General features: G+C 74.6%; 11 protein-coding genes. 7 read left to right on the top strand and 4 right to left on the bottom strand.

Annotated elements, in window-relative coordinates:
• Window positions 1-19: 19 nt before the first annotated feature.
• Both ABD292_RS38875 and ABD292_RS38870 read left to right on the top strand, forming a co-directional pair.
• Complete coding sequence (locus ABD292_RS38875; RefSeq protein WP_344216548.1) at window positions 20-3,244, top strand: ATP-binding protein; 3,225 nt, start codon at window positions 20-22, stop codon at window positions 3,242-3,244.
• A gap of 34 nt (window positions 3,245-3,278) precedes the next feature.
• Window positions 3,279-3,917, top strand: a complete 639-nt coding sequence (locus tag ABD292_RS38870) for a hemerythrin domain-containing protein (protein ID WP_344216546.1) — start codon at window positions 3,279-3,281, stop codon at window positions 3,915-3,917.
• 167 nt (window positions 3,918-4,084) lie between these two features.
• On the opposite strand, the gene ABD292_RS38865 is transcribed toward ABD292_RS38870, so the two are convergent.
• Window positions 4,085-5,335, bottom strand: coding sequence for an AI-2E family transporter (locus ABD292_RS38865; RefSeq protein WP_344216544.1), 1,251 nt, complete (start codon window positions 5,333-5,335; stop codon window positions 4,085-4,087).
• A gap of 147 nt (window positions 5,336-5,482) precedes the next feature.
• Here ABD292_RS38865 and ABD292_RS38860 point away from each other — a divergent pair, with 147 nt between their 5' ends.
• Window positions 5,483-6,010: an XdhC family protein gene (locus tag ABD292_RS38860; protein ID WP_344216542.1), complete on the top strand. Its 528-nt coding sequence runs from the start codon at window positions 5,483-5,485 to the stop codon at window positions 6,008-6,010.
• Window positions 6,011-6,076: 66 nt separating this feature from the next.
• Complete coding sequence (locus ABD292_RS38855; protein WP_344216540.1) at window positions 6,077-6,502, top strand: hypothetical protein; 426 nt, start codon at window positions 6,077-6,079, stop codon at window positions 6,500-6,502.
• 21 nt (window positions 6,503-6,523) lie between these two features.
• On the opposite strand, the gene ABD292_RS38850 is transcribed toward ABD292_RS38855, so the two are convergent.
• A complete protein-coding gene (locus ABD292_RS38850; RefSeq protein ID WP_344216538.1) occupies window positions 6,524-9,250 on the bottom strand; it encodes a hypothetical protein in 2,727 nt (908 codons plus the stop codon).
• 132 nt (window positions 9,251-9,382) lie between these two features.
• Between ABD292_RS38850 and treZ the strand changes: the two genes are divergently transcribed.
• Both treZ and malQ read left to right on the top strand, forming a co-directional pair.
• Complete coding sequence (gene treZ / locus ABD292_RS38845; RefSeq protein ID WP_425565236.1) at window positions 9,383-11,134, top strand: malto-oligosyltrehalose trehalohydrolase; 1,752 nt, start codon at window positions 9,383-9,385, stop codon at window positions 11,132-11,134.
• 4 nt (window positions 11,135-11,138) lie between these two features.
• A complete protein-coding gene (gene malQ, locus ABD292_RS38840) occupies window positions 11,139-13,094 on the top strand; it encodes a 4-alpha-glucanotransferase (RefSeq protein WP_344216534.1) in 1,956 nt (651 codons plus the stop codon).
• A 192-nt stretch (window positions 13,095-13,286) separates the two neighbouring features.
• Here the strand turns inward: malQ and ABD292_RS38835 are convergent, their stop codons facing one another.
• Together ABD292_RS38835 and ABD292_RS38830 are read right to left on the bottom strand one after the other, a co-directional pair.
• Window positions 13,287-14,468 (bottom strand): RNA-guided endonuclease InsQ/TnpB family protein, encoded by a 1,182-nt coding sequence (locus ABD292_RS38835; protein WP_344216532.1) that lies wholly within the window; start codon window positions 14,466-14,468, stop codon window positions 13,287-13,289.
• 84 nt (window positions 14,469-14,552) lie between these two features.
• The gene (locus ABD292_RS38830; protein WP_344216530.1) at window positions 14,553-14,738 is read right to left on the bottom strand and encodes a hypothetical protein; all 186 of its coding nucleotides are present in this window, start codon (window positions 14,736-14,738) and stop codon (window positions 14,553-14,555) included.
• Window positions 14,739-14,895: 157 nt separating this feature from the next.
• On the opposite strand from ABD292_RS38830, the gene ABD292_RS38825 reads away from it, so the two are divergent.
• The gene (locus ABD292_RS38825) at window positions 14,896-16,851 is read left to right on the top strand and encodes a glycoside hydrolase family 71 protein (RefSeq protein WP_344216528.1); all 1,956 of its coding nucleotides are present in this window, start codon (window positions 14,896-14,898) and stop codon (window positions 16,849-16,851) included.
• Window positions 16,852-16,856 lie beyond the last annotated feature (5 nt).

Here is a 16,856-nt window from a genome sequence, read left to right as displayed (position 1 = left end):
ATCGTGGCACAATCTCCGCATGGCGGTGGAGTTCCACGTCCTCGGCCCCTTCTCCGTGAGCGTCGACGGACGCCCGGTCGACGTCGGCGGGCCGCGTCCCCGGCTGCTGCTGGCCCGCCTGCTCCTCGCGCGCGGCGCCACCGTCTCCGTGGACGCGCTGCTGGACGCCCTCTACGGCGGCGAGCCCCCGGGCCGCGCCGTCGGAACGCTCCACACCCACGTCTCCCACCTGCGCCGCCTGCTCGAACCCGGCCGCGCCCCCCGCACCCCGTCGGCCGTGCTCGTCAACCGGCCGCCGGGGTACGCGCTCGGCCCGCACCGGCTCGACGCCGACGAGTTCGCCCGCCTGTCGGCCGAGGGGGACCAGGACGCGGCGCTGGCGTTGTGGCGGGGGACGCCGTACGAGGAGTTCGCGGACGTCCCCTGGCTGCGGCCCGAGGTCGAACGCCTGCACCAGGCCCATCTCGCGGCCCGCGAGCAGCGGCTGGCCGCGCTTGCGCCCTCGCCGGCGACCGCCGCCGAGCTGGCGGAGCTGGCCCGCGCGCACCCCCTGCGCGAGAGCCTGTGGGAGGCGCTGGCACGGGTTTTGTACCGGCTCGGGCGGCAGGCCGACGCGCTCGAGGCCCTGCGCACCGCGCGGCGGCACCTCGCCGAGGAGCTCGGGCTGGACCCGGGGCCCGGCCTCCGCCGCCTGGAGTCCATGATCCTGACCCAGGACCCGGCACTCGGCGAGACCACCCCGGCCTTACCTGATCCCGCGCCCGGCGGCGCGTCACCGGGTGCGGAGGTGACCGGCGGGGGGCCGGTGGTGGTGGGGCGGGCGGGGCCGCTCGACCGGCTGGCGGAGCTGGCCGCCGAGGTCGAGGCCGGGCGCACCAGGATCGCGGTGATCTCCGGCGAGCCGGGGATCGGCAAGACGTGGCTGGCTGAGGAGTTCGCGCGCGGGCGGCAGGCCCGGGGCTGGCTCGTCGCCTGGGGGCACTGCCACGAGAGGTCGGGCGCTCCGCCCCTGTGGCCCTGGCGGCAGATCGCCAGAGAACTGCTGGAGCAGGGCGGAGCCGAGCCGCCCGCCGCGCTCCTCGACGCTGGCGACGCTCCAGGGGACCCGGAGGGGGAGACGGGGGAGGCCAGGTTCCGGCTGCACCGCGAGGTGGCCCGCCACTTCGCCGCCGCGGCGGCCGGACGCCCCCTGCTCCTGCTCATCGACGACCTCCAATGGGCGGACACCGCCTCGCTCGGGCTGCTCGCCGACCTGGCCCGCCTGCTGCGGGGCCGCGTCGCCGTGGTGATCACCGTGCGCTCGGGCGAGGGGCCGCCCGCCATGTACGACGCGCTCGCCATGGTGAGCCGCAGTCACGCCCTGCGGCTGCCGCTGGCCGGGCTGGACGCCGCCGCGGTGGCCGAGCTGTCCGGGCTCGACCACGGCCAGGCCGCGGCGCTGGCCCAACGCACCGGCGGCAATCCGCTGTTCATCCGCGAGACCCTGCACCTGGCCGCCGGAGGAGGGCTCGCCCGCGCTCTCGCCACCGTGCCCGAGGGGCTCGCCGACGTGCTCCGCCAGCGCATCGGCCGCCTGCCCGCGCCGCACCGCGCCGTCCTGGAGGCCGCCGCCGTCGCCGGCGACGCCACCGACCACCTCCTCCTCGCCGGGGCGCTCGCGGCGGTGACGCCGGCCGAGGCAGGCGCCGTGCCGGTCGAGGAGGCCGTCGCCGCCGCTCGCGCCGCCCGGCTGCTCGCCGACGACCGTACGTTCACCCATGACCTGATCAGGGAGACCTGCTACGCCGACCTGCCCCCGGCCCGCCGCGCCGCGCTGCACCTCGCCGTGCTGCGCGGACTCGCCAGCCGCCCCGCCGCCGACCCCGCGACGATGGCCGCGCACGCCCTCGCCGCCGGGCCGGCCGCGACGGCCGAGGCCGTGGAGCTGTGCGTGGCGGCGGCCGGGCGGGCCGCGTCCCGCCACGCCTACGACGACGCGGTCACCTGGTGGCGGCGGGCCGCCGACACGCACGGCCGGATCCCCGGCGCGGACCCGTCCCGGCACGTGCGGCTGCTGCTCGGCCTGGTGCGCGCCCAGCTCGACGCGGGCGACGGCTTCTCGGCTCGGGCCACGCGCAACGAGGCCGTGCTCGCCGCCGACGCCACCGGCGACGACACCCTCACCGCGCAGGCGCTCACCAGCCTGGACGCCCCCGGACTGTGGAAGTTCTACACCTACGGCGACACCGAGGTCCACATCGTCGAACGCGTCGAGGACGTGCTCGACCGGCTCCCCGCCGGCGACTCCGAGCTGCGCTGCCGCCTGCTCGGCTGCCTCGGTATGGAACGCTACGACGGCTCGGCCGACCCCCGGTGCGACGACGCGACCGCCGAGGCGCTCGCCATGGCCCGCCGCCTGGTCGCCGCCGGCGCGGGCAAACGCCTGCTGGCGGTCACGCTCAACGCCCGCTACCTCGGCATCCAGCTTCCCGAGCGGCTGCGCGAGCTCGACGCGATCGGCGACGAGCTGACCCGCCTCGGCCTGCCCGGCTTCGAGCTGCTCGGATGGCTGATCCAGGAACGCACCCGCCTGGAGCTGTACGACGTGCGCGCCGCCGACGAGGCCGCCCACCGCGCCGACCGGCTGGTGGAACGGCTGGACCTGCCCTGGCCCCGCTTCCAGCACCTCATCTACCGCGGCGCCCGCCGCCTGATGGAAGGCGACCGGGCCGGGGCGGAGGAGGCGTACACCGCCGCCGCCGAGGCGGGGGAGCGGCTCAACCTGTGGCACACCCGGCCCGCGCTGGACTCGGCGGTCGTCGCCACGCACCTGCTGCACGGCGAGCCGGTCGAGGACGAGGAGCTGATCGAGCGCTTCTCGCCGTTCCCCGCGCACCGGCAGGCCGTCCGCATCCTGACGGCGGCGGCCAAAGGGGACGGCGCGGCGCTGAAGGCGGCCCGGCGCGAGGGCCGCCCGCCGATGCCCCGCGACTTCGGCGAGCTGCCCGCGCTCTGCCTGGTCGGGCTCGCCTGGCAGGCGGCGGGGGACGCGGAGGCGGCGCGGGAGATGTACCGGCGGCTGCTGCCGTACGAGGACCGCCTGGCGATCGGCGCGGGCACCTTCCCCGCCGGGCCGGTCGGCTACTACCTCGGCCTGCTGGCCGAGGACCCCGGCACCCGCCGCGCCCACCTGAGCGCGGCCGTCCGCCGCTGCGAGCAGGCGGGCCTGACCTGGTGGGCGCAGCGCGCCGCAAGCGCCGCTTGAGTCGTCCTGCAGTGCCCCGTCGCATCGTGGCCGCATGACGACGAACACGACACCTGCCACGAACGCCGGCCCGGACCTCACCCTGTTCCTGGCCTTCCACCGCGGGCTGCGCCGCGACTTCGGCCGCCTGGCCGACGCGCTCGACCGCTGCCCCGACACCGACGAGGCCCGCCGCGCGCTCATCGACGAGCACACGGCGATGCAGCTGCGGGCGCTGCACCACCACCACAGCGACGAGGACGAGAACATCTGGCCGCTGCTCCGCGGCCTGGTGCCGGCGGCCGTCGAGGTGCTGGACCGGCTGGAGTCCGACCACCAGGAGATCGACGTGGTGATCGAGCGCCTGACCGGCCCGAGCCGCCCGGCCGCCGAGCAGGCGGCGGACCTGCGCCGCCTGCACGAGCTGCTGAACGCGCACCTCGACCTGGAGGAGTCCCAGGTCGTGCCGCTGATCCGGGCGCACGTCACGCCGGAGTGGTGGGAGGAGGCGGGCAAGGCGGTCAGCAAGAGCCACGGGCGCGACCTGCCGATGGTCGCCGCCTGGACGCTGGACGCCGCCAGTGAGGAGCAGCGGGCGCACATCTTCGCGACCGCGCCCTTCCTGCTGCGGGTGCTCTACCGGCTGAGCTGGCGCCGCGCGTACGAGCGGCGCGCCGCCCAGATCTTCGGCTGATCAGCGCTTCAGCCAGCGCCGCCCCGGCGGCAGGAACAGCGTCACCAGGGCGGCGGCGACGGCGAGGGCGAGAACGAGCAGAACACGACGCATGACTTCTCCTATGGGTGAAAACGTGGCTGACAGACCACGAATACCCACAGTAGTTGTCCGATTACACCTGCCGATCAGTGCCGGTCCTGTCGCGGCAGCGTCACCTCGTACAGGACGAGCTGGATCGCCGCCGCGATCGGGATGGCGAGCAGCGCGCCCACGACGCCGAGCAGCGTCCCGCCGATCAGGGCCGCGATGATGGTGACCGCGGCGGGCACGTCCACGGACGACATCATGATCCGGGGCGCGATCAGGTAGTTCTCGATCTGCTGGTAGACGATGAAGAAGATCAGGCAGGCGATGCCCGTCGGCACCGACACGAACAATCCGACGAGCGTCCCGACGGCCGCCCCGATCGTGGCGCCGACCAGGGGGATCAGGTCGGTGATCGCCACGATGAGGGAGATCGCGAGCGCGTACGGCACGCGGGCGATCGACAGGAAGACGAACGTCGTGACGCCCGCGATCAGCGAGATCAGCAGGTTGCCCGCCACGTACCCGCCGATCCGTTTGATGACCTCGTCGCCCAGCAGCTGGACGCGCTCGCGGCGGCTCGCGGGCACCAGCCGGTAGCCGAGGGAGGTGATCGAGCGCAGCGACGCCAGCAGGTACAACGTCAGGATGAGCACCGTCAGCGCCGAGAACACGGCGCTGACCACCACCGTCGCCGCGCCCAGCAGCCCGCCGAAGACCTGCCGGCCGAGATCGCCGCTGAGCAGGTACTGCTGCAGCCGGTCGAGCAACTGGTACTGCTGGTCGAGCGCGCGGATCTGCGGGTGGTTCTGCAGCTCTCCGATGTAGGTGGGGAGCTGCGTGACGAAGTCGCCGGTCTGCGTGGCGAGCGGGGGCACCACGGCCACGCCGAAGCCGACGAAGAAGACGATCACGGCGGTGAAGACCGCCGCGATCGCCCACTGCCGCGACAGCCCGCGCTCCTCCAGCCACCGCACGGCGGGGTTGAGCCCGATGGCGAGGAACAGCGAGACCGTGATGAGGATGAGCACCGACGCCGACGCGGCCAGCGCCTGCACCAGCAGCCACGCGCTCAGCACGCCCAGCGCGGCGGTGAAGCCGAACACGAACGGATGGCGGGTCAGGGCGCGTCCGGGGCGGCCGAAGTAGGCTTCGGCCTCGCCGCGCCGAGCCAGCGAGGCGGCGGGCTCACCACGCGCCTCGTCCGCGGGCAGGCGGGAGGAGTCACCGCCGGCCGCGCCGCCTGAGGCATCGGCGGGGCCGCCTGGGGCGCCGGCGGGTCTGTCGGCGGCGGCGCCGGCGGGGGTGGGGTGATCGGCGCCGGGGCCGGTCGGGGGGAGCGGGCGCGTCATGTCGGCCTCTTCTACGCAGGGCCCGAATCGGGGAGAACCGGCATGGCTACTGTCCCGGCCGCCGCCGGATATTCACCCCGTGATGGAATCGTTGCCGGACGGTCAGGGCACCCCCTGCGACCCGCCGTCACATGTCAGACTGCCGACATGACCCACACCCACGACGAAGACCCGGCCTGCGAGGTCGCCCACGGCGACGCCCCCGCCCAGGAGAGCGGCGGCGAGACCGGTCGCACCCTGGTCGCCGTCTTCGCCTCCCCGGTGGCCGAGAGCCTGCTGCGCATCGGCGCCGAGCTGGGCTTCCGGCCGGTCCTGCTGGAGCCCGACCCCGCGCGCGGCCTCGACGGGTTCCCCGCCGTACGCGAGATCGGCGGGCACGTGGACGCCACCGCCGACGTCGTGCTCACCGACCACCACCGCGACGAGATCGGCCCCGTCCTGCGCGACCTGCTGAAGTCGCCGGCCCGCTGGATCGGCATCATGGGCAGCCCCCGCCACGTCGGCCCGCACGTGCGGGCGCTGGCCGACCTCGGCGTGCCGCCGGAGGAGGTGGCCCGCGTCCACCGACCGGTCGGGCTCAACATCGGCTCCCGCACCCCGCCGGAGATCGCCGTCGCCACCCTGGCCGGGCTGATCGCCGACCGCAACGGACGCCCCGGCGGGTTCGCGTTCTAGCAGTGCCGCCCCGCTGCCGCTCGCTTCCAAGCGGTCCGCAAGTCGGCCCCGGTACCTCTGGTACACGTGAAGAGACCTCTGCTGACCCGCGCCCTGACCACCGCCGCGGTCGCCGCCGCCGTCGCGCTGACCGCGTCCGCGCAGCCCGCCGCCGCCGCGCCCACGAGCTGGAAGTGGGGCGCCGTCCACTCCACCGACGGCATGGCCACGGCCTGGGGCAAGGTCGTCGTCGGCCAGTCGGGCCTGGCGGTGACGGGCAACCTCGACGACCATTACGGCAAGGGCTGCTCGTGGGCGCTGATCAAATACCAGAGCGCCCGCAACGGCCGCTGGCGCACCCACGGGATCTACAACTGCGCGCCGGGCACCGGCACGTTCCGCAAGAACGTCGGCGGCGTCCTGCAGATCAGGATCCAGGTCTGCCGGGGCACCGCCACGCGGCCGACCGGCAAGTGCTCGCGCTGGCGGACGGTGTGGACCCAGGGCGGCTGACGGCCGCGCGGACGGTGACGGTCAGCGGCCGGGGCCGGCGTCCTCCTGCGCGAGCTGCCCGTGCAGCCGGCGGGCCGCGCGGACGAGCCCGCTCGACCCGGTGCGGGCGGCGAGGTCCGCGACCTCGGGGATCACGCCACGCGCCCCGGCCCACCCGGCCACCTCGGCGGCGAACTCCAGCGTCCGGGTGTGCGCGGTGGTGGCCCGCTCGCCCGGCCCCGGCAGGTAGACCGGCAGCAGGCCGCTCATGATCTGCCAGACCTCCCGGTGGGCGCCCCGCCGCGCGCACTCGTCGAGTGCCCGCACCACCACGGTGGGCCTGACGCGGTCGAGCAGACGCAGGCACCGCCCCAGTTGCCTGCCGCACTCGACGGCGGGGAGGGAACCCGTGGCGACCGCGCGCAGCAGCGGCTCCCTGCAACGTTCGGCGTCCCAGCCCTCCTCGCCCAGCAGGATGCCCAGCAGGAGCGCGACGCCCTCGCCCACGGGCCCCTCCTGGTGGCAGAGCCGGGAGATCGCCGGCTGCAGGCCGCCCGGCCCCCGCCAGTCGCCGTACAGGTAGGGGACGAGGTGCATGGCCAGGACCTCCCGGTCGGAGGGCAGCACGAGCCACCACGCCGACTGGTAGTAGCTCACCCAGCGGCGGGACGGCGAGTCGCAGAACAGCGCGTCCACGAACGCGATCCCGGTCGGCTCGTGCCGGACGAGCGGCCGAGGGCGCTCACCGGGCTTCGCGGGCCACTCGACGCTCGTGACGGGCTCGGGCCGGTCGGCCAGCCAGCGCGCCAGCGTGACGCCCGCCTCCGAGGTCAGCCGGCCGGCGCGAGCCACCACATCGGGGTCCACCGCGCGCGGCAGCCTCAGCAGCGCCTGCCCCAGGTCGTCGGGCAGGTGCCGGACGCCCTCGCGCTCGTAGCCTTCGATCCTGGCGACCAGCTCGGCCGGGTCGAGGTGACCGGAGGTGCAGGTGGGCGTGGCCAGCAGGTACGGCGGCAGCGTCCCCTCCACCAGCGCGGCGTGGACCTCGGCGCAACGCCGCATCAGGGCCCCGTAGAGCGGCGCGACCGGCCCCGGGACGGACAGCCGCCCATCGGCGGCGGGCGCGACGGCCTCCCCGGCGGCGGCGCGGAGCAGCGCCTCCGTCCACCGCTCTAGGTTGAACCACTCGCTCGCCTGGCTTAGGTCCGTCACTTCGTCCGGCGCTCTCCTGGCGTGCGGGTGCCGGACGAAGCCGTCGAGCCAGCGGTCGAAGGCGAACTCGTGATCCAGCCGGTTGAAGGTGCCGGTCAGCGTCTCCATCGCCGGGCGGACCGGGTGGCGGCCGGGCGCGTCGAACACGGGCGGTTCGCCCGGCTCGAAGACATCGGCCGGCGCGGCCTCGGTCTCGACCGCGCCGTAGCCGGGGGTCAGCCGGGCCGCGAGGTCGGGCGGCAGGACGGCCGCCGCCTCCCGCACGGTCTCCGCGCCCACGGCCGACATGCGCCGCGCGTGCTTGACGGCCCAGCGGACCGCGCGCTCCCGCACCTCGTACGACTCGCACAGGAACGCCGAGGCGAGCGCCGGCGCCAGGTCGTCGAGGTCGCCGGAGGTGTCGCGGGCGGCCCGGTCGAGCAGCGTCAGCCCGGCCCGTACGAGCTTGCTCTCGAGCCGGAACAGCAGCGCCGTCACCGCCTCGCCGACCTCCTCGCCGCTCAGCGTGACGCCGGGCCCGCGCAGCATCCGCAGGGCCAGCTCGGCGACCGGGCCGGGCGCGGCGGGCAGCAGCCGCAGGTAGTCGCGGACCTGTTCCTGGCCGGGGGCCGGATCGAGCAGGTCGTGCAGCCGTACGAAGAAGCGCAGGTCGGCGGCGGTGCCGCCGCGCAGGAAGCGGCTCAGGCAGCCCGCCACGAGCTGCTCGTGGCCGACCGGCGAGGCTTTGGCGAGCGCGCGCAGCCAGGACCGCCCGGCAGGGGCGTCGGCCCGGTCGTCGCGCAGCGCCCGGCCCACGCCCTCGGCCTCGAACAGCCGGGGGATCAGGTGCGGGGCGAGCGGGTCGGTGGCGAGGCGGGGCTCCATGGACGCCCAGGCGACGACCAGCGGCTCGTGCGCGGGCGGCTCGGCGCCGGTGCGGCGCAGCAGCTCCAGCGCCAGTCCGGCGGCGCCGTTGTCGAGCTGGGCGCGGGTGCCCCGCAGCCGGGCGGCCAGGCGCGTGGCGAGGTCGGCCTGCCACTCCGCGGGCCGGGCGGCGACGACCCGCAGCAGCGGCTCGATCGGCATCGTCTCGCCCCACTCGGCGAAGTCGCGCCTGAGCAGCCAGTCGGCGACTGCGGCCGTGCCGCCCAGCGTGCCCGCTCCCACGACGCGGAGGGGCGCGATCCAGACGTTGCGCCGGCTCCAGGGGACGCTGTGCCGGTGGTGGTAGTGGTCGGGACTCTCCCACCACCAGCGCTGCGCGACCTCCTCGGTCACGCCCCGGTCCACGTGCTCACTGACGAACTCCCGCCTGGCCTGCTCCTCCGCCTCCCGCGCCCGCTGCTGGGCCGCGTCGAACCGGGCGTGGGCGGCCTTGCGCGCCTCGCCGAGGTACGCGCGCAGCCGGCCGGCGATCTCGCGGCGCTCCTCCGCGCCGAGCCGCAGCACCACGTCGGCCGTCGCCGCCGCGTCACCGGCGGCGACGGCCTGCCGGACGGCGTCCCATCCGCTCGGGCTCGCGGAGATCTCGTCGGGGGGTGGGCAGGCGCGCTCGGGCGCCCGCTGAGCAGTCGTCATGGGCACGAACATTAGAGATCACCACCGACAGATCGAGAGAAGGGCTTGCCGGAGGCGAGAGCGGGTAGGAACCGGCGCGCCCGGCCTTCCGCCCGCACCGGGACGGAGGCGCCAGGCGTTCGCCGCGGATGGATGCCGAGTGGGGGAGCACGGTTGGCGCACGAGTTCCGGGTGTGGGCGCCTGAGCGCGAACGGGTGGAGCTGGTCCTCGGGGAGCGCCGGCTCCCCATGCGGCCTGCCGCCGGCGGCTGGTGGGAGCGCACGGTGGAGGAGGCCGGGCCGGGCACGGACTACGCGTACGCGCTGGACGGCGGCCCGCCGCGGCCCGATCCGCGCTCGGCGTACCAGCCGCACGGCCCGCACGGGCCCTCCAGGATCGTCGACCACGCCGCCTTCCCCTGGGCCGACGCCGCCTGGCGGGGCACCCCGCTGCCCGGCGCGGTCCTGTACGAGCTGCACGTCGGCACCTTCTCGCCCGAGGGCACCTTCGACGGCGTGATCGAGCGCCTGCCGCACCTGGCCGCGCTGGGCGTGGACGCGATCGAGCTGATGCCGGTCGCCGAGTTCTCCGGCCGCCGCGGCTGGGGCTACGACGGCGTCTCGCTGTACGCCCCCCACCACGCCTACGGCGGCCCCGACGGCATGAGACGCCTGGTGGACGCCTGCCACGCGCACGGGATCGGCGTCGTCGTGGACGTCGTCTACAACCATCTCGGCCCTTCCGGCAACTACCTGCCGGAGTTCGGCCCGTACTTCACCGGCCGCCACACCACCAACTGGGGCGACGGGGTCAACTTCGACGGGCCGGGCAGCGGCGAGGTCCGCGCGTTCGTCATCGACAACGCCCTCATGTGGCTGCGCGACTACCACTGCGACGGCCTGCGGCTCGACGCCGTGCACGCGATCGCCGACCACTCCGCCGCGCACGTGCTGGAGCGGCTCGCCGAGGAGGTCGCGGAGCTGGCCGCGCACGTGCGCCGCCCGCTGTTCCTCATCGCCGAGAGCGACCTCAACGACCCCCGCTTCGTCCGCTCCCGCGAGAGCGGCGGCTACGGCCTCGACGCCGCCTGGGCCGACGAGTGGCACCACGCCCTGCACGCGGCGCTGACCGGCGAGCGCGACGGCTACTACGCGGACTTCGGCCCGCTCGGCCTGCTCGCCAAGGCCCTGCGCCAGGCTTGGGTGTACGACGGCACGTGGTCGCCGCACCGCGGCCGGGTGCACGGGAGGTCACCGGCGGGGCTGTCCGGGCACCGGTTCGTCGCGTGCGCCCAGAACCACGACCAGGTCGGCAACCGGGCGCGGGGCGAGCGGTCCGGCGCGCTCATGAGCGAGGGACGGCTGCGGGTCGCCGCCGCGCTGCTGCTCACCGCCCCCTTCACGCCGATGCTGTTCCAGGGCGAGGAGTGGGGGGCGGGCACCCCGTTCCAGTACTTCACCGACCACGAGGACCCCGGGCTGGGCCGCGCGGTCAGCGAGGGCCGGCGCAGGGAGTTCGCGGCCTTCGGGTGGGAGCCCGGACAGGTGCCCGACCCGCAGGACCCCGCCACGTTCGACCGCTCCCGCCTGGACTGGGACGAGCCTGGCGAGGAGCCGCACGCCGGGCTGCTCGCCTGGCACCGCGAGCTGATCGCGCTGCGGCGGCGGCTGCCCGCGCTCACCGACGGCCGCCTCGACCGGGTCCGCGCCGACTGCGACGAGGCCGCCGGGCTGGTGTCCGTCGAGCGCGGGCCGGTCCTGGTCGCCGCCAACCTCGGGGACGGTACGCGGGTCGTGCCCGCCCGGGGCCGTGCCCGCCTGCTGGCCGCGTCCGATCCCGGGATCACGCTTTCCGGGGACGGCCTGACCCTGCCGCCCGACACCGTCGCGATCCTGGGAGGCTGAGCCGATGACCGACGCGTGGGGGATCGACCACGAGTACGAGGACGCCGCCGGCCGCCACCAGCGGGTGCCGCCCGAGACGGTCGCCGCCCTGCGCGCCGTCATCGGCGCCCCGCCCGACCTCGGCGGCGACGGCCCGGGGGTCCGGGGCCGCGGCGGTCCTGGGGAGCAGGGGACTCTGGCGCGGGGGCCCGGCGGTCCTGGGGAGCAGGGGACCCGGGCGCGGGGGCGCGGCGGCCCTGCGGAGCCGGAGACCCTGGTGATGCGGCGCGGCGACCAGGTCGGGGCCGCCGACCTCGTCCTGGAGGACGGCGCCGAGCTGCGCGTCGACGGCGCGCTCCCGCCCGACCTGCCGTACGGCTACCACACGCTGCGCCGCCCCGGCGAGGACACCGCGCACCGGCTCATCGTCAGCCCCGGCCGCTGCCGGCTGCCCGATCGCAGGGCCTGGGGGTGGGCCGTGCAGCTCTACGCGGCGCGGTCCCGTACGAGCTGGGGCGTCGGCGACCTCGCCGACCTGCGCAGGCTCGCGGGCTGGGCGGCGGGGCACGGCGCCGGGTTCCTCCTGGTCAACCCGCTGCACGCCACCGCGCCGGTCGTCCCCGTCCAGCCGAGCCCGTACTATCCGGCGAGCCGCCGCTTCCACAGCCCGCTCTACCTGCGGATCGAGGACGTGCCCGGCGCGGCGGCGGTCCTGGACGAGGAGACCGTGGCCCGCGGGCGCGCGCTCAACGACCGGCCCGAGCTCGACCGCGACGCCGCCTGGCGGCTCAAGCTCGCCGCGCTGGAAGGCGTCTATGCCGCCGCGCCGCCCGGCGGCGACTTCGAGCGGTGGCGGGCCGGCCGTGGCCGGGCGCTGGAGGAGTTCGCCACGTGGTGCGCCCTCGCCGAGCGGCACGGGCCGAGCTGGCGGGCCTGGCCGGCCGAGTACCGCCGCCCGGACGGCCCCGCCGTGGCCCGCTTCGCCGGCGACCACGCGGACCGGCTCCGCTTCCACGCCTGGCTGCAGTGGCTCGTCTCGCGGCAGCTCGCCACGGCCGCCGCCGAGCTGCCGATCATGCAGGACCTCCCCGTCGGCGTGGACCCGGACGGCGCCGACGCCTGGTCCTGGCAGGACCTGCTCGCCGAGGGCGTCAGCGTCGGCGCGCCCGCCGACGAGTTCAACGCGGCCGGGCAGGACTGGGGCCTGCCGCCGTTCGTGCCGTGGAAGCTGCGCCGGGCCGGGTACGCGCCGTTCGCCGAGAGCGTCCGCGCCGCCATCGCCGCCTCCGGCGGGCTGCGCATCGACCACGTGATGGGCCTGTTCCGCCTGTGGTGGATCCCTGCGGGCGAGAGCGCAGGACGGGGCGCGTACGTCCGCTACCCGGCCGGCGACCTGCTCGACATCGTCGCCCTGGAGAGCCACCGGGCCGGCGCGCCCGTAGTCGGCGAGGACCTAGGGACGGTCGAGCCCGGCGTGCGCGAGACGCTCGCCGGGCGCGACCTGCTGTCCTACCGCCTGCTCTGGTTCGAGCGGGACAACCCCGCCTCCTGGCCGGAGCGGGCGATGGCCGCCGTCACCACCCACGACCTGCCGACGGTCGCGGGCCTGTGGGACGGCGGCGACCTGGCCGAGCAGCGCCGGCTCGGGCTCGAACCCAACGAGGACGGCTCGCGCGCCCTGCGCGGCGCGCTCGCCGCCCACGGCGGCCTCGAACCGGACGCCGGCGCCGCCGACGCCGTCCTGGCCGCCTACCGGCGGCTGGCCCAGGCGCCGTCGCTGCTGCTGACGGCCACCCTGGACGACGCCCTCGCCGCGCCCGACCGCCCCAACATCCCCGGCGCCGACGGCCTGCGGCCTAACTGGCGGCTGCCCCTGCCGGTGCCGCTGGAGGAGCTGGAACGGCTGCCCCTGCCCCGCGAGCTGGGCGAACTGCTGTCCGGCGCGGTCCGCGGCAGCGCGAAAGGCGCCCTCGGGCGGTGAACGGCCCCGGTCAGCCGATGTTCCAGACGGAGGAGATCCGGTCGTTCCAGCCGCTGGGGACGAGGAACGAGCTGCCGGAGAAAGTTGATGTGCTCGTATTGACGCGCTGCCCGGCCTGAAGGCCGGAGACTCAGCCCGTACCGCGTGTGCGGCACCTCTGCGGCTTCCTGTTTCGCCGGGTCCTGCCCTCCGCTAGGCGGCGGGTCTTACAGTCCCTCCGCAGGCGTTTGGCCTGTCCGCCCGTCCGGCGGCCAGCTCGATGATCACCGCGCGTCCGGCGGCCAGAATGTTGATCGCCGCGTTGACGTCCCGGTCGTGGACCGCGCCGCACGGGCAGGTCCACGTCCGGACGTCGAGCGGCATGGAGTCGGCGACCGCCCCGCAGGCCGAGCACATCTTCGATGACGGGAACCAGCGGTCGATCCTCACGAAGAGACGGCCGTGGCGGGCGGCCTTGTAGGCGAGCATCCCGACGAACTGCGACCAGCCCGCATCATGAACGCTCTTGGCCAGCTTCGTGCGGGCCAGGCCCTTCACGCACAGGTCCTCCACGACCACCGTTTGGTTCTCACGGATGATCTGGGCGGACAGCTTGTGCGCGAAGTCCCGGCGCGCATCGGCCACCCTCGCATGCGCGCGGGCGACCTTGACAACGGCCTTCTCGCGATTGCTCGACCCCTTCGCCTTGCGCGACAAGGCCCGCTGCGCCTTCTTCAACCGGCGCTCGGCGCGCCGCAGAAACCGGGGATTGCCGATCTTCCGGCCGTCCGACAGCACCGCGAAATGCGTCAGCCCCAGGTCGATGCCGACCTCGCCGGCCGTCTCCGGCAACGGCTCATCGCCCGCCTCGACCACGAACGAGGCGAAGTACCGTCCCGCCGCGTCCTTGACCACCGTCACGCTGGAGGGCTCCGACGGCAGATCCCGCGACCACCGCACGTCCACGTCCCCGATCTTCGGCAGGCGCAGCTTCCCGCCCGCTGTGACCTGGAACCGGGCATTGCGGGTGAACCGGACCGCCTGCCGCCGGTCCCTCTTGGACCGATACCGGGGCGCGGCAACCCTCGGCCCTTTGCGCTTCCCGGCGAGGGAGGAGAAGAAGTTGCGGTAGGCGGAGTTCAGATCCGCCAGCGCCTGCTGCAGCACCACCACCGACACCTCACCCAGCCAGGCGCGCTCCGGCGTCTTCTTCGCCCACGTGATGACCCGCCTGGACAACTCGGCGTCCGAGACGTACGGCAGGCCGCCCGCGTGGGCTTGCTCCCTGGCGCGCAGAGCGTCGTTGTACACCGTCCGCGCGCACCCGAACGCCTTGGCCAGCGCCTGACGCTGACCCGGGGACGGGTAGATGCGGACGTTGTATCGAAGCTGCACCCCGTGATCCTACGGTTAGGGGTTGCGGTCGAGCATGGGAGCATCAGAACCGGTAGATACGGTGTTTTTGCCCAGCTCCTCCTCCTAGTGGTGCCAGAAGCGGAACGACCCCTGCCCGAGCCCGGTCGCCGGGCTGGTGCCCACCAGGCGCAGCGCGTCGTGGCCCACCCAGGGCCGGATGGCCGCGGAGATCGCCGCCCCCAGCTCGCCGGCGGCGATGCCCCGGCCCGTCATCGTACGCAGATCATGAAGCAGGCGATCCGGTGTCACCCGGCCAGGTGAACACGGACGGTCACGCTCCGCAACCGGATTGTTGCCGAAGGAATATGGTGACGTTCCAAAATGAGGTTTTTGCGCAAAACCACCGAGTGTTGTTCGATCTTGCTCCATCCTGGCCCGTGACGACGCCGCCACGTAAAGGAGCTCAATGATCAACCGACATCGGACGCTGCTCACGGCGGTGACCGCCCTGGTCACGCTGGGGACCGTCGCCGTCGCCCCGGCGCGGGCGTCCGCGGCCGCGCCGGTCAGCGTGACCTTCGCCGCGACGGAGGACGTCTTCGTCAGCCAGGCCGAGCCCGCCAAGAGCTTCGCCACCGCCACCTGGCTGAGCGTGTGCGGCTCCGGCTGCGGCAGCGCCACCGCGGGTCAGCGCCTGGCCCTGGCCCGCTTCAAGGTCACCGGCATCCCGGCGGACGCCGAGGACGTCAAGGTCACCCTGGACGTCGTCTCGGCCAGGACGACCGCCACCACCGTCTCCGCCCGCGAGGTCACCGGCTCGTGGACCGAGGCGGCCACGACCTGGAACACCCGCCCGACCGTGGGCTCCGAGGTGGCCGGCTCGCACAGCGGGTTCACGGCCGGGGCGACGGCCAAGCTGGACGTCTCCTCCGCCGTGGACGGCGACGGCACCTACGACTTCGCGCTCACCGGGACCTCCGACACCACGACCGTGCTCATGTCCTCCCGCGAGACCGGTGACCGCGGGCCGAAGCTGACGGTCACCTACACACCGGGCTCCGGGGACGAGCAGACCTCGGGGCCGCTGCCGTTCACGCTGCCGGGCGCGGCGGCGCTGCGGGCCTCGGGCAAGAAGGTGTTCGCGCACTACTTCACGCCCTACCCGGTCTCGCTCGACAACGCCGCTCCGGAAAACGATTACTACGCCCGCAACTACCTCAAACCGGAAGGGGAGAGCGGCAAGCACGCCGCCTACGGCGGGCTGCTGCGCGACCGGCCGGCCGGCCGCGCCCCCCTCACCGGCGACTACGCGCTGGCAGACCTCAAGACCGAGGTCAAGCAGGCCATCGCCGCAGGACTGGACGGCTTCACCGTGGACATCCTGTCGGTGACCAGCGCGCACTGGACGCGGGTGCAGAACCTCGTCAAGGCCGCCGAGGCGGTCGACCCCGGCTTCAAGATCGTGCTCATGCCGGACACGAACGGCCTGGCCTCGGTCGACGCCGCCACGCTCGCCGCGGCCATCGCCAAGCTGGCCGGCTCGAAGTCGGTCCTCCGGCTCGCCGACGACCGCCTCGTCGTGGCCCCGTTCAAGGCCGAGGGGCGGAGCGCCGCCTGGTGGGCCGACTGGATGAAGACCATGGAGAGCGCGCACGGCATCAAGGTCGCCCTGGTGCCCTGCTTCCTCGACTTCGGCAAGAACCGCGACGCCTTCGCCGCGATCAGCTACGGCTTCTCCAACTGGGGCGGCCGCAACCCCGCGGCGAACGCCAACCTGACCGCCAACATCACCACCGCCCACGGCCTGGGCAAGATCTGGATGCAGCCGGTGTCCGTCCAGGACGAGCGGCCCAACCAGGGCGTCTTCGACGAGGCCGGCAACACCGAGAACCTGCGGGCCACGTGGAAGGGCGCGATCGACGGCAAGGCCGACTGGGTGCAGCTCACCACCTGGAACGACTACTCCGAGAACACCCAGTTCGCCCCCTCCAGGAACGCCGGATGGACCTACCTGGACATCAACGCCTACTACCTGACCTGCTACAAGCTCGGCTGCCCGAAGATCACGAATGACGTGGCCTACCTCACCCACCGCGTCCAGCCGGTCGCGGCGGCGCCCGCGTACGCGCAGACCAAGCTGATGAAGCTGCGTAGCGGCAGCACCGCGGCCCGTGACACGGTCGAGGTGCTGAGCATGCTCACGGCCGCGGCCAGGGTGTCGGTCACGGTGGGCGGCACGACGCAGACCTACGACGCGCCCGCCGGGGTGTCGGCCCGGACGTTCCCGCTCAAGCCGGGAACCGCTTCGGCCACCGTCACCCGGAACTCGGCGACGGTGGCGAAGGTCGTCTCGCCGTACACGATCAGCGCGACGCCATACGTCCAGGACCTGCACTACCGCGCCGTCTCCAGCGACCGCTGAGCTGA

Source organism: Nonomuraea bangladeshensis (genome assembly GCF_039529455.1).
In the GTDB taxonomy this organism is placed as follows: Bacteria; Actinomycetota; Actinomycetes; order Streptosporangiales; family Streptosporangiaceae; genus Nonomuraea; species Nonomuraea bangladeshensis.
The sequence above is the reverse complement of the archived record's forward strand: the minus strand, read 5'-3'. Positions and strand labels throughout refer to the sequence as shown.

Excerpts from the sequence above, each read along its gene's own strand:
- ABD292_RS38870 (WP_344216546.1), top strand. The coding sequence starts at position 3,279 with ATGACGACGAACACGACACCTGCCACGAACGCCGGCCCGGACCTCACC.
- ABD292_RS38825 (WP_344216528.1), top strand. The coding sequence starts at position 14,896 with ATGATCAACCGACATCGGACGCTGCTCACGGCGGTGACCGCCCTGGTC.
- ABD292_RS38860 (WP_344216542.1), top strand. The coding sequence starts at position 5,483 with ATGACCCACACCCACGACGAAGACCCGGCCTGCGAGGTCGCCCACGGC.
- malQ (WP_344216534.1), top strand. The coding sequence starts at position 11,139 with ATGACCGACGCGTGGGGGATCGACCACGAGTACGAGGACGCCGCCGGC.
- ABD292_RS38865 (WP_344216544.1), bottom strand. The coding sequence starts at position 5,335 with ATGACGCGCCCGCTCCCCCCGACCGGCCCCGGCGCCGATCACCCCACC.
- treZ (WP_425565236.1), top strand. The coding sequence starts at position 9,383 with ATGCCGAGTGGGGGAGCACGGTTGGCGCACGAGTTCCGGGTGTGGGCG.
- ABD292_RS38875 (WP_344216548.1), top strand. The coding sequence starts at position 20 with ATGGCGGTGGAGTTCCACGTCCTCGGCCCCTTCTCCGTGAGCGTCGAC.
- ABD292_RS38850 (WP_344216538.1), bottom strand. The coding sequence starts at position 9,250 with ATGACGACTGCTCAGCGGGCGCCCGAGCGCGCCTGCCCACCCCCCGAC.